Raw genomic sequence first — 5,232 nt, 5'->3', positions numbered from 1 at the left:
CTCGATGGTTTCGTCGTTGACGATCACCCCGTCGCGCACGATCCCGTCATGGCCGTTGGAATTGTAGGGGTCGAGCGCGACATCGGTCATCACCGCGATCTCGGGCACCGCCGCCTTGATCGCGCGGATCGTGCGGTTCGACAGGTTCCCGGGGTTCCAGGCCTCCTCGCACAGCTCGGACTTGAGCGCGGGGTCAGTATAGGGGAACAGGCAGATCGCGGGGATGCCGAGTTCCGCCGCCTCCTCGGCCACCCTGACCACAAGATCGACCGACCGGCGCACCACCCCGGGCATCGAGGGGATCGGTTCTTCCACGCCCGTCCCGTCGCGCACGAAGATCGGCCAGATCAGGTCGCCAACGCCCAGCGCGGTCTCGCAGGTCAGCGCGCGCAGGGCGGCGGTGCGGCGGGTGCGGCGCAGGCGCGTCATCGGGAAGGGGGCGAGGGTGGGGCGCATGGTCAACAGCTCCTTCAACATTGGCTGTGACTGGGTTACACGGATCGGATCGCACCTCAAGAGCGGGATTCGTCACGACAGGACCTCCGGCAGGCGAGGCGCCCGGAACGGAGACAAAGGCCCCGTGAATTTCACCCAGCAAGTCTTCGAGCTGATCGACATGCGGTCATTCTCGAATCTCTGGTACTGGATCGCGCTTGCCGTTCTGTGGTCGACCGCCAGCCACTGGGTTCTGGGCGTGCCCTATGATCTGGTGCAGCGCGCGCGCCGCCAGGGTGGCGAGGCGGCCGAGGACGTGGCCGATTTGGTGCGGATCAATGCCCGGCGCTACCTTTACGTCATGCGCGTTTCGGGGCTGTGGATCAGCGCCTTCGTGAGCTTTGCGCTGACCATGCTGGGGATGCTGGGTTTCGTCTATGGCAACGAATTCTCGCAGGCGGTGTTCCTGTTGCTGGCCCCGATGATTCTGGTCGGTCTCTGGACGGTGCGCACCGCGCGCGCCTATGAACAGCGCAACCCCGGCGGCGAGCGGCTTTTCTGGCTGCTGCGCTGGCACCGGCTGGGGGTGCAGATCATGGGGATCCTGTCGATCCTTGTCACCGCCATGTGGGGAATGTGGCAGAACTTCACGATCGGCGTTCTGGGCGGTTGACAGCGCGCGCCCGGCGCTTATTCCGGCGGCCATGTCACAGCCCTTGCACATCACCGCTGGCGGCGCACCCGAGGGCTTCGACGCCCGACTTCTGGCCCGCGAACTGGAAAAGACCGGCCAGCCGGTGATCCATATCGCCCGCGACGACCGGCGGCTTGCGGCGATGCGCGCGGCGCTGGGGTTCTTTGCGCCCGAGGCGGTGGTTCTGGATTTCCCCGCATGGGACTGTCTGCCCTATGACCGGGTCTCGCCCAATCCCGATGCCGAGGCGGCGCGCATGGCGACGCTGGCGGCGCTGGTCCAGGGCCTGCCGGGGCCGTTCATCCTGCTGACGACGCTGAACGCCATCACCCAGCGCGTCCCGGCCCGCGACGTGCTGCGCGATGCGTCCTTTACCGCGCTGGTCGGCACGCGGGTGGACGAGGCCGCGCTCAGGGCCTTTCTGGTGCGCATGGGCTTCACCCAGGCGCCGACGGTGATGGAGCCGGGCGACTATGCGGTCCGGGGCGGGATCATCGACATCTACCCGCCGGGCCAGCCGGGGCCGGTGCGGCTTGACCTGTTCGGCGACGTGCTGGACGGCGCGCGCCGCTTCGACCCCGCGACGCAGCGCACCACGAAAAAACTGAAGAGGATCGAGCTTGCGCCGGTCTCCGAGGTGATCCTCGATGAGGCCGCGATCACCCGCTTCCGGCAGAACTACCGGATCGAGTTCGGTGCGGCGGGCACCGACGATCCGCTTTACGAGGCCGTCAGCGCGGGGCGCAAGCATGCCGGGATGGAGCATTGGCTGCCCTTTTTCCACGAACGGCTGGAAACGCTGTTCGACTACCTGCCCGGCGCCAGCGTCTGGCTTGACGACCAGGTGACGCCCGCGCGGCTGGTGCGGTGGGAGGGGGTCGCCGACCAGTACGAGACCCGCCGCGAGGCGATGGCCCAGAAAGGCCGGATCGACACGGTCTACAAGCCGTGCCCGCCGGGGCTGCTGTATCTTGACGATGCCGCCTGGGAGGCGGCGCTGGCCGGGCATCGCGTTGTGCAGATGAACCCGCTGCCGCAGGGCACCGGCCCCGGCGTGATCGACGCGGGCGGGCGCATCGGGCGCAACTTCGCGCCTGAACGCAAGCTGGAACAGGTCAGCCTTTTCAGCGCTTTGAAGGACCATGTTCAGACGAGACGCGAGGAAGGTGCCGTGGTGGTTGCCTCCTATTCCGAAGGGGCGCGCGAGCGGCTGAAGGGATTGCTGGAGGACGAGGGCGTGGCGGATGCCCGCCTGGCCGCCGACATCCGCGACGTGACCGAGGGGCGGGGGCTTTTCCTGACCGTCTGGGCGCTGGAGCACGGTTTCGAGGGGCCCGGGCTGACGGTCATCTCGGAACAGGACGTGCTGGGCGACCGGCTGATCCGCGCGCCGAAGAAACGCCGCAAGGCCGAGAACTTCCTGACCGAGGCCCAGGCGCTGTCGCCGGGCGATCTGGTGGTGCATGTCGATCATGGTGTGGGCCGCTACACGGGGCTGGAAACCATCACCGCCGCCGGCGCGCCGCACGAATGTCTGGCGCTGGAATATGCCGGTGGCGACCGGCTTTACCTGCCGGTCGAGAACATCGAGCTTCTCAGCCGCTACGGCCACGAGGAAGGGCTGCTCGACAGGCTGGGCGGCGGCGCCTGGCAGGCCAGGAAGGGCAAGCTGAAGGCCCGCATCCGCGAGATCGCCGACCGGCTGATCCGGGTGGCGGCCGAACGTCACCTCAGGAATGCGCCAATCCTGGAACCCAACCACCACATGTGGGAGGCGTTCAGCGCCCGCTTTCCCTATCAGGAAACCGACGACCAGCTGGCCGCCATTGCGGACGTGCTGACCGACATGGCCTCGGGCACCCCGATGGACCGGCTGATCTGCGGCGATGTGGGATTTGGCAAGACCGAGGTCGCGATGCGCGCGGCCTTCGTCGCGGCCATGTCGGGCGTGCAGGTCGCGGTGATCGCGCCCACCACGTTGCTTGCGCGCCAGCATGCCAAAAGCTTTGCCGAACGCTTCCGCGGCTTTCCGCTGGAGGTGCGCCAATTGTCGCGATTCGTCCCCGCGAAAGAGGCCACGGCGACGCGCGCCGGGCTGGCCGAAGGGGCGGTCGATATCGTGATCGGCACCCATGCGCTGCTGGCCAAGGGGATCCGGTTTCGCAATCTCGGCCTGCTGATCATCGACGAGGAGCAGCATTTCGGCGTGAACCACAAGGAACGGCTGAAGCAGTTGCGCTCGGACGTCCACGTCCTGACGCTGACCGCGACGCCCATTCCCCGCACGCTGCAGATGAGCCTGACGGGCGTGCGCGACCTGTCGATCATCGGCACGCCGCCGGTCGACCGGCTGTCGATCCGCACCTATGTCAGCGAGTTCGACATGGTGACGGTGCGCGAGGCGCTGCTGCGCGAGCATTACCGCGGCGGGCAAAGCTTCTTCGTCGTGCCCCGGATCGCGGATCTGCCCGAGATGGAGGCGTTCCTGCGCGACCACGTCCCCGAAGTGTCGTTCGTGGTGGCGCATGGCCAGATGGCCGCGGGCGAACTCGACGACCGGATGAACGCCTTTTACGACGGCAAGTATGACGTGCTGCTGGCCACGACCATCGTGGAATCGGGCCTCGACATCCCGACCGCCAACACGATGATCGTCCACCGCGCCGACATGTTCGGACTGGCGCAGCTTTACCAGATCCGCGGGCGGGTGGGGCGGTCGAAGACGCGGGCCTATGCCTATCTGACCACCAAGCCGCGCGCGCCGCTCACCCCCCAGGCGCAGAAGCGGCTGCGCGTGCTGGGCAGCCTCGACACGCTGGGGGCGGGCTTCACGCTGGCCTCTCAGGATCTGGACATCCGCGGTGCGGGCAACCTGATCGGCGAGGAACAGTCGGGCCATGTGCGCGAGGTCGGCTTCGAACTGTACCAGTCGATGCTGGAAGAGGCGATCGCCCGGATCAAGTCGGGCGAACTCGAGGGGCTGAGCGATGCCGATACCGACTGGTCGCCGCAGCTGAACCTCGGGGTTCCGGTGATGATCCCCGACCATTACGTGCCCGATCTGGACGTGCGGCTTGGGCTTTACCGGCGGCTGTCGGGGCTGTCGACCAAGGTCGAACTCGAAGGCTTCGCCGCCGAACTGATCGACCGGTTCGGCAAGCTGCCGAAAGAGGTCAACACGCTGCTTCTGATCGTGCGGATCAAGGCGATGTGCAAGCGGGCGGGGATATCCCGGCTGGATGCCGGGCCCAAGGGCGCGACGGTCCAGTTCTGGGGCGACAGGTTCGCCAATCCCGCCGGGCTGGTCGATTTCATCCAGGGCCAGAACGGACTGGCCAAGGTCAAGGACAACAAGATCGTCATCCGCCGCGACTGGACCAGGGACAGCGACCGGATCAAGGGCGCCTATGGCATCGCGCGGGATCTGGCCGAAAAGGTGAAGAACACGGCGTAAGTGACTTACGTCGCCGGGCGTTCCGGGAATTTCCGGATCAGCAGGAAGGCCGCGGCAACCGCCAGAAGGACGCCGGTTGCCAGCGGCCGCGGCGTGCCGTCGAAAGCCTGGCCGACCGGCACCGCCAGCAGCGCCGACATCACCGTGGCCAGCGCGCCGATGATCGAGGCGGCCATGCCCGCAACATGGCCCAAGGGCTCCATAGCCAATGCATTCAGGTTGCCGATGGTCAGGCCCAGCATCCCGAACAGCGTGATCGCCCACAGCATGAAGGCCGCAAATTCGGCCCCCGGCGGCAGAATCCCGCTCCAGAACAGCGCCGCCATCGCGACCGACAGCGCAAGCTGCGCACTCAGCGTGACCCGCACCAGAAAGCGCATGCCCAGACGGCCCACCAACATCGCGTTGGTGAAACTCGCGCTTCCCGCGATCACCGCGATCAGGGCGAACCACAGCGGAAAGCTGTCCCCGCGGCCGAAATGGATGTCGAAGATCTGCTGGATCGAGGTCAGCAGCATGAACAGCACCGCGCCGCCCAGGATCACCGGCTTGCGGCCGAACGAATCCGACAACGGCCCCACAACCAGCGTGCCGATCCCCATTGCCGCGACGAAGACGAGCACGACGAATTGCGCATGGTTGAGATTGG

General features: G+C 66.9%; 2 protein-coding genes and 2 pseudogenes. 2 read left to right on the top strand and 2 right to left on the bottom strand.

Going from position 1 to position 5,232, the window contains the following annotated elements; genetic code table 11:
- Positions 1-456, bottom strand: a pseudogene (locus ENN83_RS13375) (porphobilinogen synthase); the annotation flags it as partial.
- A gap of 124 nt (positions 457-580) precedes the next feature.
- Between ENN83_RS13375 and ENN83_RS13370 the strand changes: the two are divergent.
- Both ENN83_RS13370 and mfd read left to right on the top strand, forming a co-directional pair.
- Complete coding sequence (locus ENN83_RS13370; protein ID WP_287187728.1) at positions 581-1,108, top strand: component of SufBCD complex; 528 nt, start codon at positions 581-583, stop codon at positions 1,106-1,108.
- A gap of 31 nt (positions 1,109-1,139) precedes the next feature.
- Positions 1,140-4,583 carry a transcription-repair coupling factor gene (gene mfd, locus ENN83_RS13365; RefSeq protein ID WP_287187725.1) on the top strand — a complete coding sequence of 1,148 codons (3,444 nt, stop codon included), beginning with the start codon at positions 1,140-1,142 and terminating at the stop codon, positions 4,581-4,583.
- 5 nt (positions 4,584-4,588) lie between these two features.
- Here the strand turns inward: mfd and ENN83_RS13360 are convergent.
- Positions 4,589-5,232, bottom strand: a pseudogene (locus ENN83_RS13360) (hypothetical protein); the annotation flags it as partial.

Source organism: Rhodovulum sp. (assembly GCF_011048875.1).
GTDB classification, from domain to species: domain Bacteria; phylum Pseudomonadota; class Alphaproteobacteria; order Rhodobacterales; family Rhodobacteraceae; genus Rhodovulum; species Rhodovulum tesquicola.
The sequence above is the reverse complement of the archived record's forward strand: the minus strand, read 5'-3'. Positions and strand labels throughout refer to the sequence as shown.